Raw genomic sequence first — 15,399 nt, 5'->3', positions numbered from 1 at the left:
ATTCAGCCGATGTCTAGCTCAGAATCCATGTCCCCTCCAGAAGAGTCCGCTAAAATTGAGTTGCCCCGCACGAGTGAGTCGGAGGCACTAAAAAAAATTCGCCACACCACCTCCCACGTTATGGCGATGGCGGTGCAGAAGTTATTTCCCAAGGCGCAAGTGACTATCGGCCCTTGGATTGAAAACGGTTTTTATTATGACTTTGACACTCCCGAACCTTTTACGGAACAGGATTTAAAAGCCATTAAAAAAGAGATGATCAAAATCATCAACCGTAAATTGCCTGTAATTCGGGAAGAAGTCAGCCGCGAGGAAGCGGAACGCAGAATTAAGGAGATTAATGAACCTTACAAATTAGAAATTTTAGCAGGTTTGATCGAACCGATTACTCTTTACCATTTGGGCGACGAATGGTGGGATTTGTGCGCCGGGCCTCACTTGGATAATACCAGTGAGTTGAATCCAAAGGCGATCGAGCTAGAAAGCCTAGCAGGCGCTTACTGGCGGGGCGACGAAACCAAAGCTCAATTGCAGCGCATTTACGGCACAGCTTGGGAAACTCCCGAACAGCTAGCAGCATACAAACACCGCAAAGAAGAAGCATTAAGGCGCGACCACCGCAAGTTAGGCAAAGAATTAGGCTTATTTATTTTTGCCGATGCGGTGGGCCCGGGTTTGCCTTTGTGGACGCCGAAAGGCACTGTTTTGAGAAGTATTTTAGAAGATTACTTGAAACAAGAACAAATCAAGCGCGGCTATTTGCAAGTAGTGACTCCGCACATCGCTAGAGTCGATTTGTTCAAAATTTCCGGTCACTGGCAGAAATACAAAGAAGATATGTTTCCGCTGATGGCAGAAGATGAGGAAGCTGCTGCAAACGAACAGGGTTTTGTGATGAAACCCATGAACTGCCCTTTTCACATTCAAATTTACAAAAGCGAATTGCGTTCCTATCGCGAACTGCCGATGCGGTTGGCGGAATTCGGCACAGTTTACCGCTACGAACAATCGGGAGAATTGGGCGGTTTAACGCGGGTGCGCGGCTTTACGGTGGATGATTCCCATTTATTTGTCACGCCGGAACAGTTGGATGCTGAATTCTTGAATGTGGTGGATTTGATTCTGTCAGTCTTCAAGAGTCTGCAACTGAAAAACTTTAAGGCGCGTTTGAGTTTCCGCGATCCGAACAATTTAGAGAAATACATCGGTTCCGATGAAGCTTGGGAAAAAGCTCAAGGTGCAATCCGCCGCGCGGTGGAAACTTTGGGCATGAATTATTTTGAAGGAATTGGGGAGGCCGCTTTTTACGGGCCGAAACTCGATTTCATTTTCCAAGATGTCTTGGATAGAGAATGGCAACTAGGAACTGTTCAGGTAGATTACAACTTGCCAGAACGTTTTGATTTGGAATACGTTGCTGAAGACGGCACTCGCAAGCGCCCGGTGATGATTCACCGCGCTCCTTTCGGTTCTTTGGAACGTTTGATCGGGATTTTGATCGAGCAGTATGCGGGCGATTTTCCGCTGTGGTTGGCGCCGGTTCAGGTGCGGTTGTTGCCTGTAAGCGCCGACTTTTTGCCGTTTGCGAAGGAAGTGGCGGCGAAGATGAAAGCGCTAAATATTCGCGCTGAAGCTGATGAGAATAGCGAGCGTTTGGGCAAGTTGATTCGCAATGCTGAGAAGGATAAAATTCCGGTGATGGGTGTTGTGGGTGCGAAGGAGGTTGAGGCGAATAGTTTGAATATTCGGACTCGCGCTTCTGGGGAGTTGGGGGCGATTTCGGTTGATGAAGTGATTGGGAGGTTGCAGGGGGCGATTAGCAGTTACGGGAATTTTTAGGGGCTTTTAATCGCAGATGCACGCGGATTAACGCAGATGATAGTTTTATATTGTCTGCGTTATTTTAATTGAGCTGCTAAAATAGTAGTGGTAAACGGGAAGTACGCTCATGCCTAATCCTTTTCCGGGGATGAATCCTTATTTAGAACATCCTGATTTTTGGCCAGAAGTCCATCATTTACTGATTAGTGTGATTAAGGAGTCGTTAACTCCGCAATTGCGCCCTAAATACCGCGTTGCTATTGAAAAGCGAATTTACGAAATCAAAGGTGAAAATTCTCTATTAGTAGCGATTCCTGATGTCTCTATCCAACAGAAACGCCGTCCCGCAAGTGCGATCGCATCTAATGCTGTCGCCGTCGCTTCCCGAACTGTGCAGCCTTTAAAAGTGAGAATTCCAGTCTCGGAAGAATTTAGGGAAGGATATTTAGAAGTAATCGATATGGCAACCAAGGAAGTTGTCACCGTTATTGAAGTGCTTTCGCCTGCAAATAAACGCTGGGGGGAAGGTCGAGAAAAGTATGACAATAAGCGAAATAAAATATTTGATAGCAGTACCCATTTAGTCGAAATAGACTTGTTGCGGGCTGGGGAACCTTTGCCAATTTTCGGACATTCCTATAAAAGCGACTGCCGCGTTTTAGTCAGCCGCAGCAATCAACGCCCGATCGCAGATTTATACTTATTTAACCTTCCCGATACAATTCCTGCATTTCCCTTGCCTTTGCGTCCCGAAGATGTAGAGCCTGTTCTGGATTTACAGGCGCTGATTAATCAAGTATACGATCGCGCAGGTTATGATTTTGAAATTGATTATACAGCCGATGCAGTACCCCCGCTGTCAGAAACGGATGCTGTTTGGGCCGATTCTCTGTTGCGGGAGAGAGCGTTAAGGGGATAATAGAAGTAGGTAAATTAACAGGAGCTAAATTAATGCCTAATCCGTTTCCAGGGATGAATCCTTATTTAGAAAGTCCTGAATTGTGGCGTTCTGTTCACAATAGGTTAATAGTGGCGATCGCAGATTTGTTAACTCCGCAATTGCTGCCTAAATATTTAGTAGATATTGAACAAAGAATTTATCAACTCAGCGGCGAAGATGCTTTAGTAATTGGCATTCCCGATGTCACAATACAACGCTCACTAGCTCCAACAACCGAGACTACTTCTAATGTCGCCGTTGCCGCTCCGCCCACCCAGTCTTTGAAGGTGAGAATACCTTGGCCAGTGGAAGTAAAAGAAAGTTATTTGCAGGTCATCGAAACTGAAACTAAAAAGGTAGTGACTGTAATTGAAGTGCTTTCTCCAACAAATAAGCGCCCTGGAAAAGGGCGAGAAATGTATGAAGCAAAGCGAGAAAAGGTGTTTGGTAGTCGCACTCATCTGGTTGAGATTGACTTGCTGCGAAGTTACCAACCCATGTTAGTTTTTGATAACGATATTGAGGCAAGTTATCGAATTTTGGTGAGTCGGGCAAATCAAAGGCCTTTGGCAGATTTGTACCTTTTTAATTTACCCGATATGATTCCTGCATTTCCATTGCCTTTGCGCGCGGGCGACGAGGAACCAATTGTAGATTTACAAGCGTTATTAAATGGGGTTTACGATCGCGCCGCCTATGACTTTAGAATAGATTACACCGCCGCACCCGTACCTGCGCTTTCAGAATCAGATGCTGTTTGGGCGGATGCTTTGTTGGGGGAAAGAGGGCAAGTAGATTCTTCCCAGGTATAGGGCGGGTTTATGATAATTTTTGGCGGTTTGTGATGTCACAGAAGTGACCCCTACACAAATATAGGGTGGCGAGGCTCGAAAAACTCAAAACACCTACACAAAACGTTACATATTTGTTAATATCGTGGCGAGTCTGTCTTCAGCAGCCTCTCTGTTAACCTTCTAAACTAACCGTTATGAGTCAACCTCCCTCAGCCATTCCCGCCTCGGAAGAGTCCGCCGAAACCCAGACAGCGCCGACAAACACTGCACCTCCACCGAGTTATGTCAAGCTGGCGATGCGGAACATGGTTCGCAAGCGGGCCACTTCTCTGTTTCATTTTGCCTTGACAGCGATCGGACTTTTAGGCGTACTCGTCGGTTTGGCTTTTCTCGATCGCTATTTCAATTCTTAATCGGGGATTCTAACAATCAGCCTCTCATTTCTGCTGATATTTTTAAGCTTTCTCGATCGGGAGTTAAGCTGATTGTTCTGCCTGCCTGTTGCAATCTCTAACAGATTACTGTATCTTGCCAGCAACAGCAAAATCCCCTGCCGTTCGATCGCGCAATTGGAATTTGTAAAAAAATTGAATATATTCCTTGACAGGAGAGCAAAAAAATGTTAATAGAGGTGAACGTCGAAGACTGTTACGGGATCGCCCAGCAGTCAGCCGACGCTTCCAACCTCCCTGAGATTGCAGCCAGCGGGGAGATTTCAGCCGAAACCTGGGAAAATTGGTTTAGCGTTTGGCTGGAAAACCAGGCGGCGGATGTGCCAGCGGCACCGGGCTACGAAGTCAGTCTGCGTTTAACCGCCGATACGGAGATGCAAGCCCTCAACCTCCAGTACCGCCAGCAAGATCGACCGACCGATGTACTAGCTTTCGCAGCTTTAGAGGTAGACTGTCCTCAGCTAGAGGAAATGCAGTCATCTGAACCCCTATACTTGGGTGATATCGTCATCTCGATCGATACAGCTAACCGACAAGCCCAGCAGCAAGGACATCCCCTGAAGACCGAACTAGCTTGGCTGGCAGCCCACGGTTTTCTGCATCTTTTGGGCTGGGATCACCCGGATGAAGAAAGTCTGGCTCAAATGCTCGATCGACAGGAAACATTGCTGCGGGCGATCGGTCTGACAATCCAAACAGCATAACTTAAGTTGATGGTTACTTAACAAATCATGTCAAGCCCAACATAACTTTCTGAAATTACACCAAAACTTTAGTAAAAACTTAGAAAAGTTACCTAGACTAGATGAAGTTAATTTGAAAAGTTTAGCTTTCATTCATCTCTGTAAATTAAAGTTGGTTCTTTATGACACTAGATAGACCCTCAATTTCATCACAAATCGCACAGTTCCTGCCCATGCCTCAAGACTCTTCTAGCCAGACAGTCCACGAGTCTAAAAAAGCCTTGAAATACAACCGAGAGCTGTCCTGGAAAATCGCATCTAGCTTAGCTACCAGTTTTAGATACGCTTGGGGGGGTCTGAGTTATGCTTTTGAAACTCAGCGCAATTTTCGGATTCACACAGTTATAGGAACATTGGCGATCGGACTCGGGCTATTTTTGCAACTCAAACCTGTAGAAATATCTGTGATCGGCGTCACCATTGGCATAGTTTTAGCAATGGAACTGCTGAATACGGCGATCGAATCGGTGGTAGACTTGACAGTCGGGCAATCTTACCACGAACTAGCCAAAATTGCCAAAGACTGCGGTGCCGGAGCGGTTCTGGTATCGGCAATGGCTGCGATCATCGTCGGTGCAGCACTTCTGCTTCCTCCTTTGTGGGCAGTAGTTCAAATTGCGATCGGCCGTCAGTAACTTATTGAACCCAGAAAATTTTAGGTTTTAGATGACCAATTTGAGATTTTTAGTCTTATTCGTCTATATTGCAGCTATTTTTATCTTCGGCATCTATCTAAAATCTTGAAATCCTTGCTTTCAGGCAGCGAGTCAATCTAAAATCTAAAATCTAAAACCTAAAATCTAACTTAACCCGTGATTATAGTCATCGATAACTACGACAGTTTTACATACAATTTGGTACAGTATTTAGGAGAACTGGGTGCCCAGTTGCCGGTAGCAAGCGAAGTGCAAGTCTACCGCAACGACCAAATCTCCTTAGCAGAAATTCGCCGATTGCAGCCGGCAGCAGTGGTAATTTCTCCAGGCCCGGGGCGGCCGGAAGATGCGGGAATTTCTCTGGAATTAATCAAAGAATTGGGGCCGACTCTACCGATTTTAGGCGTGTGCCTCGGACATCAAAGTATCGGTCAAGTATTCGGCGGGAAAATTGTTTCTGCGCCCGTGTTGATGCACGGCAAAACTTCTCAGGTAGAACACGCAGGAGTCGGAGTTTTTCAGGGCGTGGAATCGCCGATGATTGCAACTCGCTATCACAGTTTGGTAATTGAAAAGCAGAGTTGTCCAGAAGTTTTGGAAATTACGGCTTGGGTTGAAGACGGAACTATTATGGGCGTGCGGCACCGGGAATATCCGCATATTGAAGGTGTGCAGTTTCACCCGGAAAGTATTTTGACGACTTCGGGAAAGCAATTATTGCGAAATTTCTTGGAACGGCTTTAGTTAAATTTCTCTGAATTTGTAGGGTTCGCTCTCATAGCACCTTACGGTGAGAGTAGGGTACACATTTTCGCACCTGAACCGCCTCAAAAAGGATACAAGCCCCCCACTCCTGTCGTGGTGAACCCCAAATTTTAGACTCCTGTTCGAGATTCCAGATTCACTGCGCTGCAAGTAAATCTAAAATCTAAAATCTAAAATCTAAAATCGACTGACGGTGTTTTGTGGTATAACAACAAACGACCAACACCCGACAACCCCAACCACAAGATGAAACGGCGACAATTAATACGTTACGCACAGACGGGTTTGCTAGCAGCTTTCTTTACTGGTTTGCCATCTGGATGGGAAAGCTATCAAGCTCAAACTGCTGATTCTTTGTCGGTTCAGTGGTTGGGGCACACTTGCTTCTTGTTCGCCGGAGGCGGTGCGAGGGTGCTGGTGAATCCTTTTCGCCCCCTGGGCTGTACGGCAGGCTATCGTTCTCCTAAAGTGCAAACAGATTTGATTCTGATTAGCAGCCGGTTGCTCGATGAAGGGGCCATCGACGGATTTGCGGGCAATCCCGGCCTTTTGTACGAACCGGGGGCTTACAAGTCTAACGGGCTGCGGATTCAAGGGATTCGGACCCAAAAAGACCGTGAGGGAGGACGGCGATTTGGGGTGAATGTGGCTTGGCTGTGGCAGCAAGCGGGCGTTAAGATTTTACACTTGGGCGGAGTTGCTGGCCCGATCGGCATTGAAGAACAAATCTTGATCGGGCGGCCCGATGTAGTGCTGATTCCCGTGGGCGGCGGGCCGAAAGCTTACACTCCGGCGGAAGCGAAGCAAACTTTGCAACTTCTCAAACCGAAGATGGTGATTCCGACACATTTCAAAACCCAAGCCGCCGATGCTGCTGCGTGCGATTTGGTGCCGCTGGATGAATTCTTGGCGCTGATGGATGGTACGCCGGTGCGCCGATTGAATAATGACACGATTTCGATCAAATCTGCTGACTTACCCCAAACTGGTTCGGTGATTGAGGTTTTGAGTTACAGATTTGGTGGTTGATGCCCGATTGCTCAGCTTGGGTTATAGTAAGGGAGTTTTGGTCGATCGGGGGCTGCAAGACAATTTTCTTGCTATCTTAGCCTCTGGCAACCTTACCTTTTGTCGAGATTTGGCTAACATAAAAATTCATGTTCACTGTTTTATCTCATAAGGAAATGCAAGCGAAATGAAAAATCAAAATTTACCTAGCTGGATGAAACAACTCACAGGTTTCGCAGGAATAATCGGCGCTAGCGCGTTGATTGGTTTCCCGGCTGTAGCTCACATCACCTCCAACACCGATGTTGCTAATGCAAATCAAACTCAACAAGTTCCTGGAAAGGTGAAAACCGCTGCTTCACCGGCATCAACTGCAGCTACTAAGGATATTGTTGCTATTGCATCTGGCGACCCTCAATTCAAGACGCTGACAAAAGCTTTGGGAGCAGCCGGTTTGGTGACAACTTTACAAGGAAAAGGCCCTTTCACTGTTTTTGCACCGACAGACGCGGCATTTGCTGCTTTGCCAAAAGGAACTTTGGATGATTTGCTCAAACCCGCCAACAAAGCCAAACTTACTAAGATTTTAACTTACCACGTTGTTCCTGGTTCGGTTTTATCTACTAGCCTGAAATCCGGCGATGTTAAAAGTGTCGAAGGCAGTTCGCTGAAGGTAGCTGTTAGCGCAGGCAAAGTTACTGTCAGCGGCGCTAATGTTGTGAAAGCTGATATCAAAGCTACCAACGGCGTGATTCACGTAATTGACAAGGTTTTGATGCCCCCTGATGCCAAGTAGGACTAGCGTTTTTTGCATCAATTGATGTCAGATTCGGTTAAATGAACGCGAAGTAAGGACACAACAATGTTGTGTCCTTATTTGTATGGCAGGCAATTCAGAATTAGAGCAGAAGTCCGATGGAAGTCGGAAGAAGAAAGAAGCAATACAATCAATCGTTTCAGCCATTAACAACCTCCTAACCGTCTTGGCGGTTGCTATAATATATAGCAATCGTTGCAGGAGTCGTAAATTTTTTAGCCCACCCCAACCCTCCCCGAGCAAGCTGGGAGTCCGCAAGAAATTCACAAATGATGCGAGGATTGCTATAGATAAAGCTTTAGCTAGCTGCGGGTACTTACAAAAATGGCTGCCAACCCTTACCCCGATAGCCAAAATCGAAGATTTGGGGATGGAGAATTTCTGCTAAAATTTCTAACGAATCAACCAATCTCGGCCCCGGCCTATTAAAGTAAGAATTGCCGTCAGTTATGTAAACTTTCCCAGTTTTTACTGCTTGCAAATTAGCCCATTCTGCGTATTTAGTTATCTGCATTGCTTCGCTGCGAGTGCGGTTTAAATCGAAGCCGCAAGGCATGAAAATAATTACATCGGGATTAGCTTCTACTAGCGCTTCCCACTTTAACCAAGGGGAATGTTCGCCGACAATTCCAAATAGCGAATTGCCTCCCGCCATTGCCACTAATTCGGGAATCCAGTTACCCGCAGCCATCAAAGGTTCAATCCATTCGATGCAGGCTACTTTGGGAAGTCTCTCTTTTGTGGTCATAATAGATGATGCTTGTGCTTTCGAGGTAATAGCATCGATGCGGGATTGCAAAAGGTCGATCGCACTTTTGGCATCTACGCCCAAAGCATCAGCAACTCGCTGAATATCCGTCCAGATTTCTGCTAGCAAATTAGGCTGCAAAGAAATAATTTCTGGCTTGCTATTTACCAGCGTACTTACTGCTTGTTCAACCTCTGTTAGAGAACAAGCGCAGACTTCACATTGAGCTTGAGTAATAATGTGAGTCGGCTGCAATTTTTCCAAAGTATCTATTTCTACTTTATACACACTCAGCGCATTTTGCAACAATTCTGTCACGCGGTTGTGAATTTCGCTGCTAGTTCCTTCGGGATTGAATTTAGGCTGAGTGCAAACAGGTAAATTTTGGATTTCTGGGGGATAATCGCATTCGTGGGAACGGCCGACAATTGCATCGGTTAATCCTAAAAGTGCTACAATTTCGGTGGCACTGGGAATTAGAGAGACAATTCTGAGTTGGTTCATTGGTTTTCTGTTTTTTACCGATTTGGAAGCACAGGCGTTACCGATTTGAAAGCACAGGCGTTACCGATTTGAAAGCACAGGCGTTACCGATTTGAAAGCACAGGCGTTACCGATTTGGAAGCACAGGCGTTACCGATTTGAAAGCACAGGCGTTACCGATTTGGAAGCACAGGCGTTACCGATTTGGAAGCACAGGCGTTACCGATTTGAAAGCACAGGCGGGACGCCCGTGCCACAATAAAAGGGATTGTTAAATTTTTAGTTTTTTTAAGTATTGCAAATCTTGCCATGCTTGAATGAGATTACCTTGCATCAGAGCCGCTGCACCGTTTAAAACTCTAATTTCCGGTAGGTGGGAGTTGAGAGCGAGAGCAGGTTTTAAGGCTGTTTGAGCGGCTTTGGGATGCCAGCCGTACAGGTGTACGAAAGCGAGATAGGCGTATGCGTAAGGGTTTTTTGAGTCGAGTTGAGTGACTTTTTCTAAGGCTGCGATCGAACTTTCGACATTCTGCTGCAATACCCGAGAAAATGCCAAAGCATAAGCCAATTCTAGATTATTTGGTTCCTGTTTCAACCGATATTCTAATGCTTGTTCCGCTTGCACGGTATAATCTTGAATTGGATCGTACTGATTGATGCGTCCAATCTGCTCGAACACGGGTTCTAAACCGGGCAATCCTTTGGGTAAATCAGTCGCCATCGCCCGCAATTGAGTCACCAAATCTAACTCAGGCTTATCTGTATTATCCTCGTTTCCAGGTGCTTTATTCTCGTTTCTAGGCTCTGCCTCGATCTTAACACTCACTGCCGGCACATTAATCGGATAAGTTTCGCCGGTTTTCCGATTTAGATAAGTAGCTTGCAGATTGTAAGTTCCCGGTGCAATATTAGCAGGAGGAAGCATCGCCGTGCGATCGACAACTCGAAACCCCACAGCAAATTTATCCGCTTCCAGCTTCCCCGGATGCAAAGTTGCCTGGGCGATCGCGCGATCGTGTAAAATCCTGAAAGTCTGTCCCGGTGGAATATCGCCAGACTGCTGATTTTGCCACGTTACCAACACTAAACCAGACTGCAACTGCTGCCAAGGCCCAGACCAAGTATAAGTAACCGGCAGCGCCACTCCGGGAACTGCTTTTTCCCCGACAGTAACTCGATCTAATTGTACTTGCGATCGCCCTTCATTCAACGGCTGTATTTCGACAGGCTGCACTCGCTTGCGATAAAGATTTAAATTAGTATAATCTGGCAAAACCCAAGTTTTATCTAACTCAAATTGATTCCCTTTTTCAATCGCAGCCACCGCAGCATTTTGAGCTTGTTTAATTCCTTCGCGAATCGAACCTTGCGGGCCTGTTTTAGTGACGAACCAAGAGAGCGATCGCACATCTTGCGGCACTTCTTTTAAATTCGTTCCCACCTGTCGCCCGTAAACCTGAAAATTAGCCAAAGCACCGTAAAAATTCAAATTATGCTGGTTAATTTCCGGCGTCGAAGGCAACACGCCTAAAGTAGATTGCAAATAAGGTTCCCGATCGATAATTTCGGCAATTACCTCTCGGTGCGGCCACTCTTTCCCCAAGTAAGGATAGCTAGAATTGCCGGGACTGATAATTTGGACTAAGGTATTTCCCAGAGTACCTCCCAGCGGCAAGATATGGAACAGCATCGCCAGAATTGCCAAGCCAATTGTACCCCAGCGAATTTGTCGTCCCCACCGACAAGGCCAGAGTGTTAAACAGTAGGCTAAGAAAATAGATAAAACTGGCAAATAAGGTATCACATATCGGTCATCTTTGTTGATATTTAGAGAATTAATTAAATAAGCTCCTCCCCAGAAAACAGCCAGCCAGCGACAGGAGTTGAGATAAAAGATTGAGGAACTATCTTGCCGGCGACGCCAATAAAGTATGAATCCTACTAAGGGAATCAGTAACAGAGGCCAAGAAATGTGTTCGGGTAAGTGTTGGCCGTAGTAAATCCAAGCGTCGATCGTATTGAGGGCCGGATCTCCTTCGGCGATCGCAGAATCCACCGTTGCCCGTTTTCCCCCGGTCAAAATTAACAGCCAATTGGTTTTCGCCCAGGGCCCAAACACCGCCACCGACAGCAACAAACTACCTGCTAATTGGGCTAATCTTCCCCAAGCTTTTTGCCGTACAGCACCAACAGCCAACCATACAATCGGGGTAAACAGAAATAATACGGTAGTGTGTTTAACTAATATTGATAAACCGAGAGAAATTCCAAAGGCGATCGCCCAAAAGAAAGATGACGCGGAGAGGGGGAGAGTGGGGGAGGGGGAGAATTTATACTTTTTATTCGTTCGTTCTTTCAACTGAGTTCTATCTGTTACATCCGTTACATCCGTTACAGAATCCGTTGCCGAACTTCTTCCTTCAGAAGCCTTCCACATTGTCAGACAATAGAAAGCAAAAGTAATCGCCGCAGTGAGGGGATAGTCGAGTAAAAATTGCAAGCGAAACCGATAAAGTCCCGGTAACAAAACGCAAATTGCAGCGGCCCACAAACCGACTTGCCGGTTAAATAATTGGACGCCCAGACTGTAGACTGAGGCGAGGAGAATTGCACTAAATAATAGATGAACGAGGGTTGCCCGATCGCCCCCAGTACCGAAAACCTGAAGAAACGGAACGGTTAAGATGTATGCCAAGGGCGGAATTTTCGTCGAAAGCAGCCAGAAGTTTGTCCACCACTCCCCGGAAAACCACTGAGGATGCTGCAACGCCTGCAAGTAATTCAGGGTGCTAGTCAGGTATTCTGCTTGATCCCACGCGGGGACAGATCGATCGAGGGCAAACCAGAGGCGATCGCTAATTGCCCCCAGCAGCCAAATTATTCCCAAGACAAGCAGACTCTTACTTCCGCTGTCCCGATGTTGCTGTGCCATTGCGATTCTTGGATTTTAGGTTGCAGCTTTTAGCTTACAGGCGGGCGGTTCCGGGCGATCGAAAATTAATTTGAAAAAGTGCTTGCTAAATTTTGTATGTGTCTGCTAAGATAGTAAAGCGCGAAAAAACAAGCCGGGATAGCTCAGTTGGTAGAGCAGTGGACTGAAAATCCACGTGTCACGAGTTCAAGTCTCGTTCCTGGCATCGCAAAGCCCTCACAAAGTTGAGGGCTTTTTTTTATATAAACTTGAGCGAACAAAATAATCACCAATGCCATTCAAGTCTCGGCTTGCAGTTGGAGAGACAAAGCATCGACTCATCCCTGAACCTCTCGTGCCTTGCGAAACTTTTCCTGCAATTGCTCGCACGCAGTCTCTAAGGGGATTCCCTCACCCCGCGATAGTTCCGCCTCCGCTTCCTCCACCGAAGAGCGCACCTCCTCCACCCACTCCCAATAATGCTGGCGTGTTTGAGTCAAAGTCTGGAGGGCTTTTGTAATCACCTCTTCCGGCGAGCTAAACTGCCGCGCGTGCTAATTGCGCTTCGATCAATTTCACCTGCTCAGGACTCAAAGTAATATTCATAAAAAGCTCCGGGAGTCTCGCTGACACAAATCCCTTTTCTAAGAATAGCGCTACTTTCTGGGGAGTGCGATCGTCTTGAGCGCCGATGGACGTGCGGTGACGTGTACTGTCTTATTTTTGAGTGAGGTACGACGCTAATTCGGGAATTTCACCGGCGCGCTGCCACTCGGCTTCCCCGCGCCGGACTTTGGTTCGGGCTGTGATTTCCTGAACCTCCCATAATTGCAATTTGGTATAGGGCCCCTTGGCTTCTCCGCTGCGAAACACATACCATTGAGCAACTTCAGGAGTTGGCTGGGTCGATCGTCTCACAGGCTTCATCCGATTCATTCCAGTTGTGGCTTTGAGCTGATTTAGCTCTTGTTCTACCGGATTGGGAGGCGGTGAGTTATAATTGGGCGATCGCTTTTTCTTAGCCTCCGGCTTACCTCTAGCAATTTCTACTTCGCGCGGCCACCCCCAGAAATGCCACACCGCCACCCACACTAGCGCCACAGCAGATCCTAAAATCTCTTCTTGTGTTGAGGATACACCATTGTATTTGGAGAAATTGTTAAAAAAAGCAATTCAAGAGTTAGAAACAATTCTTCAGCAGAGGAATCAGAGGAATGAATTACCGCTATAGTTTATTAATTCAATGGTCACAAGAGGATGGACTGTATTTGGTAACACTGCCAGAGTTGGCAACAATTGCAATGCAGCCCTGTACTTACGGGAAAACTTATGAAGAAGCGATCGCCAATGCTAAAGAAGCGATCTCCAGCTATCTTGAGTATTGCCAAGAAGAAGATTTAGTGCCTCCGAGTCCGGCAATCGTGGCAGCTTAAATAAAAGTCGATCGCCCTTTTTGACTCAGAACAAAAGAGGGATCGACTTTTCCATATCAAAAAGAGCGATCGCCCTTGTTGACAAATTCCAAAAGTGCGATCGCCTTTGGTTGAGAAAAAGCAAGAAAGGGCGATCGCACTTTGTGACTAATTCCAAAAGGGCGATCGCAGTTTTTTGATAAAAAGGGGTAAAGGGCGATCGCTAATCTGCGCTTACAAGCAAGGATCTCGCAAAATCTTGCCATCGCCAAAAATATTAAATAACAAAATTTGATAATTTTTGTTATTATGGGGGTAATAGTTGACTCAAATAGGTGACTCAACATCATGAATATATCCTTAACTCCTGAACTAGAGCAGTTTGTTCAGTCAACAGTCAAAAACGGTAGGTACTCATCTGCTTCTGAAGTGATTCTGGCTGCGTTACGATTGCTAAAAGAACGAGAAGTTTTAGTGGTCTTGAATCCGGTTTCATCAGAGGAGAAGCAGAAATCAAGCTATAATTTCTCGGATTTAGTGGGCAGATTAACTTGGCAGGGAGATGCAGTAACAATGCAGAGGAATCTACGCGAGTAGTGGTAGTCGCTATGTGTTGGATACGAATGCGATCGTTGCTTTGCTTCAAGGGAATATTCAACTCATTGGATTACTTAAAGATGCGGATTGGATTGGAGTTTCAGTTATTAGCAAAATTGAGTTTCTGGTATTTCCTGGGTTGACTCAAGACGATCGCCAGCTTTTCGAGCAGTTTCTGCAAAGAGTTGAAATTCTAGGTTTAGTGGCGATGGATGCTGTGTTGATTGAAAAAATCATTGAAATTCGCCAGCAACATCGCTTGAAACTACCGGATGCGGTTATTGCAGCAATGGCAATCCAAAATTCAGCAAGTTTGGTGACGGCAGATCGAGAGTTTGGAAAGGTAACAAGTTTGACGGTAATTAATTGGTAGCGATCGCTCTTCAATCGAGAAAAAGAAGTAAAGGGCGATCGTACTTTTTGACTTATTCCAAAAGGGCGATCGCACCTTAAATCTTGCAAGTCAATTACTTAAACTCTAATTTAATCTCCAAACTTTGCAGCTTTTCTTGCAACCACTGCTCAAATAACTGATTTTGCAGTTCTTGTTTGACTTTTGGATCTTCCAAGGAAGCATCTAAGAATTGTTCCACGCGAAATAAACCGTAACCGCCTTCAATTTCTAGAGGCCCCAGAATTTCTCCAACTTTAGCAATATCTACCATATTTTTGAGGATATCGGGTAAAGTGCCGCGACTGACTGGGCCCATCATCCCATTAACTACTCGGTCATCGCTGACAGAATACTCTCTTGCTAGACTTTCAAATTGATTTTTTCCTGCTGAAATTGCTGCTTTAAGCGTGTCGGCCAATTCTCGATCGCTGACGATGATGCGGGAAAGAACGACGCGATCGAAGAAAGGCTTTTGCTGCTGGTAATATGCCTCTAGTTTGGGCTGGCTAATCTTAGTTTTGAGCTTATCTAGCTTGATTTCATTGGTGATTCCTTGTCGAAAATTATCATAAGTAATCCCATTTTTAACCAGCCAGTTTTGAAAAGAGTTTTGGTCGAGTAACTGCTTTTCGAGGCGAAAATTTACAATCGTTTGTTCTAACTCGGCTGTGTCAATATCGATAGCTTCAACTTCAGCCAGTTCGTGTTCGAGAATATGCTGGCGCAAGATTTCTGCGAGAAACATTCCAAATTTCCCGGAAGCCTTGAGATAGCCAACGGCTTGACTGAGGGAAATAGTGTGGTTGTTGACTTTTAAGAAAGCGATAGATTCCATGTTTCTCGAAGTTGTAAGTTTTC

18 protein-coding genes and 1 tRNA gene are annotated in these 15,399 nt (G+C 45.9%); 13 read left to right on the top strand and 6 right to left on the bottom strand.

Features of this window, described 5'->3' with window-relative positions; all coding sequences use genetic code 11:
• Positions 1 to 9: 9 nt before the first annotated feature.
• The 9 genes from thrS (at position 10) to OSC7112_RS28960 (ending at position 7,975) form a co-directional block, all read left to right on the top strand.
• Positions 10 to 1,839, top strand: a complete 1,830-nt coding sequence (gene thrS / locus OSC7112_RS29000; RefSeq protein ID WP_015179246.1) for a threonine--tRNA ligase — start codon at positions 10 to 12, stop codon at positions 1,837 to 1,839.
• Between the two features lie 109 nt (positions 1,840 to 1,948).
• A complete protein-coding gene (locus tag OSC7112_RS28995; RefSeq protein WP_015179245.1) occupies positions 1,949 to 2,740 on the top strand; it encodes a DUF4058 family protein in 792 nt (263 codons plus the stop codon).
• A gap of 32 nt (positions 2,741 to 2,772) precedes the next feature.
• Complete coding sequence (locus OSC7112_RS28990; protein WP_015179244.1) at positions 2,773 to 3,573, top strand: DUF4058 family protein; 801 nt, start codon at positions 2,773 to 2,775, stop codon at positions 3,571 to 3,573.
• Between the two features lie 176 nt (positions 3,574 to 3,749).
• On the top strand, positions 3,750 to 3,968 hold the full coding sequence (locus OSC7112_RS28985; protein WP_015179243.1) for a DUF3285 domain-containing protein: 219 nt from the start codon (positions 3,750 to 3,752) through the stop codon (positions 3,966 to 3,968).
• 206 nt (positions 3,969 to 4,174) lie between these two features.
• The gene (gene ybeY / locus OSC7112_RS28980) at positions 4,175 to 4,711 is read left to right on the top strand and encodes an rRNA maturation RNase YbeY (RefSeq protein ID WP_015179242.1); all 537 of its coding nucleotides are present in this window, start codon (positions 4,175 to 4,177) and stop codon (positions 4,709 to 4,711) included.
• Between the two features lie 161 nt (positions 4,712 to 4,872).
• Positions 4,873 to 5,385: a diacylglycerol kinase gene (locus OSC7112_RS28975; RefSeq protein WP_015179241.1), complete on the top strand. Its 513-nt coding sequence runs from the start codon at positions 4,873 to 4,875 to the stop codon at positions 5,383 to 5,385.
• A 177-nt stretch (positions 5,386 to 5,562) separates the two neighbouring features.
• On the top strand, positions 5,563 to 6,150 hold the full coding sequence (locus tag OSC7112_RS28970) for an anthranilate synthase component II (protein ID WP_015179240.1): 588 nt from the start codon (positions 5,563 to 5,565) through the stop codon (positions 6,148 to 6,150).
• 267 nt (positions 6,151 to 6,417) lie between these two features.
• Entirely contained in the window at positions 6,418 to 7,200 is a 783-nt protein-coding gene (locus OSC7112_RS28965) for an MBL fold metallo-hydrolase (protein ID WP_015179239.1), read from the top strand.
• 166 nt (positions 7,201 to 7,366) lie between these two features.
• Positions 7,367 to 7,975, top strand: coding sequence for a fasciclin domain-containing protein (locus tag OSC7112_RS28960; RefSeq protein ID WP_015179238.1), 609 nt, complete (start codon positions 7,367 to 7,369; stop codon positions 7,973 to 7,975).
• 337 nt (positions 7,976 to 8,312) lie between these two features.
• Here the strand turns inward: OSC7112_RS28960 and OSC7112_RS28955 are convergent, their stop codons facing one another.
• Complete coding sequence (locus tag OSC7112_RS28955) at positions 8,313 to 9,248, bottom strand: cobalamin-binding protein (RefSeq protein WP_015179236.1); 936 nt, start codon at positions 9,246 to 9,248, stop codon at positions 8,313 to 8,315.
• Between the two features lie 250 nt (positions 9,249 to 9,498).
• The gene (locus OSC7112_RS28950; protein WP_015179235.1) at positions 9,499 to 12,159 is read right to left on the bottom strand and encodes a glycosyltransferase family 39 protein; all 2,661 of its coding nucleotides are present in this window, start codon (positions 12,157 to 12,159) and stop codon (positions 9,499 to 9,501) included.
• 132 nt (positions 12,160 to 12,291) lie between these two features.
• On the opposite strand from OSC7112_RS28950, the gene OSC7112_RS28945 reads away from it, so the two are divergent.
• Positions 12,292 to 12,364 (top strand) — tRNA-Phe (locus OSC7112_RS28945).
• A gap of 112 nt (positions 12,365 to 12,476) precedes the next feature.
• Here OSC7112_RS28945 and OSC7112_RS28940 read toward each other — a convergent pair.
• Both OSC7112_RS28940 and OSC7112_RS28935 read right to left on the bottom strand, forming a co-directional pair.
• Positions 12,477 to 12,662 carry a hypothetical protein gene (locus OSC7112_RS28940; RefSeq protein ID WP_223300712.1) on the bottom strand — a complete coding sequence of 62 codons (186 nt, stop codon included), beginning with the start codon at positions 12,660 to 12,662 and terminating at the stop codon, positions 12,477 to 12,479.
• Positions 12,663 to 12,855: 193 nt separating this feature from the next.
• On the bottom strand, positions 12,856 to 13,239 hold the full coding sequence (locus OSC7112_RS28935) for a DUF4339 domain-containing protein (protein ID WP_015179234.1): 384 nt from the start codon (positions 13,237 to 13,239) through the stop codon (positions 12,856 to 12,858).
• A gap of 113 nt (positions 13,240 to 13,352) precedes the next feature.
• On the opposite strand from OSC7112_RS28935, the gene OSC7112_RS28930 reads away from it, so the two are divergent.
• The gene (locus OSC7112_RS28930) at positions 13,353 to 13,571 is read left to right on the top strand and encodes a type II toxin-antitoxin system HicB family antitoxin (protein ID WP_015179233.1); all 219 of its coding nucleotides are present in this window, start codon (positions 13,353 to 13,355) and stop codon (positions 13,569 to 13,571) included.
• A 56-nt stretch (positions 13,572 to 13,627) separates the two neighbouring features.
• On the opposite strand, the gene OSC7112_RS28925 is transcribed toward OSC7112_RS28930, so the two are convergent.
• Complete coding sequence (locus OSC7112_RS28925; RefSeq protein WP_150111628.1) at positions 13,628 to 13,816, bottom strand: hypothetical protein; 189 nt, start codon at positions 13,814 to 13,816, stop codon at positions 13,628 to 13,630.
• 82 nt (positions 13,817 to 13,898) lie between these two features.
• Here OSC7112_RS28925 and OSC7112_RS37400 point away from each other — a divergent pair, with 82 nt between their 5' ends.
• Both OSC7112_RS37400 and OSC7112_RS28915 read left to right on the top strand, forming a co-directional pair.
• Positions 13,899 to 14,147 (top strand): type II toxin-antitoxin system ParD family antitoxin, encoded by a 249-nt coding sequence (locus OSC7112_RS37400; RefSeq protein WP_015179231.1) that lies wholly within the window; start codon positions 13,899 to 13,901, stop codon positions 14,145 to 14,147.
• Between the two features lie 13 nt (positions 14,148 to 14,160).
• Positions 14,161 to 14,520 carry a type II toxin-antitoxin system VapC family toxin gene (locus tag OSC7112_RS28915; RefSeq protein ID WP_015179230.1) on the top strand — a complete coding sequence of 120 codons (360 nt, stop codon included), beginning with the start codon at positions 14,161 to 14,163 and terminating at the stop codon, positions 14,518 to 14,520.
• A gap of 94 nt (positions 14,521 to 14,614) precedes the next feature.
• Here the strand turns inward: OSC7112_RS28915 and OSC7112_RS28910 are convergent, their stop codons facing one another.
• Positions 14,615 to 15,376, bottom strand: a complete 762-nt coding sequence (locus tag OSC7112_RS28910) for a peptidylprolyl isomerase (protein ID WP_015179229.1) — start codon at positions 15,374 to 15,376, stop codon at positions 14,615 to 14,617.
• Positions 15,377 to 15,399: the final 23 nt, after the last annotated feature.

The sequence above is a fragment of the Oscillatoria nigro-viridis PCC 7112 genome, from assembly GCF_000317475.1.
In the GTDB taxonomy this organism is placed as follows: Bacteria; Cyanobacteriota; Cyanobacteriia; order Cyanobacteriales; family Microcoleaceae; genus Microcoleus; species Microcoleus nigroviridis.
This window is presented reverse-complemented; position numbering and strand designations above follow the sequence as displayed.